General features: G+C 64.2%; 1 pseudogene. It reads right to left on the reverse strand.

Annotated features, from left to right (window positions below):
- Positions 1–268: pseudogene (locus tag SB756_RS30605) on the reverse strand (FAD-binding oxidoreductase); the annotation flags it as partial.

The following is a 268-nucleotide window of genomic DNA, read 5'->3' on the forward strand; positions in this document are numbered from 1 at the left end:
GCCAGCTCCTGCTGGAACGGTAAATCCGCCAGGCTGCGGGCACCGTGAAACAGGTGAATACGTCGGGCCTGGCGCTTGGCCAATTGCTCGCGCAACATGGCGATGAGTGGGGTGATGCCCACGCCCGCGCCGATCAGTACGATCGGCCGTTCGCTTTGCTCATCCAGGGTAAAACTGCCCATGGGCAGCCGCACGTCGAGCAGGTCACCCACAGCGATGCGTTCATGCAGATAGCGCGAGGCCGGGCCCTGGGCCTTGACGCTGATGC

Origin of the sequence: Pseudomonas sp. SIMBA_068 (genome assembly GCF_046534705.1) — a bacterium.
GTDB lineage: Bacteria > Pseudomonadota > Gammaproteobacteria > Pseudomonadales > Pseudomonadaceae > Aquipseudomonas > Aquipseudomonas putida.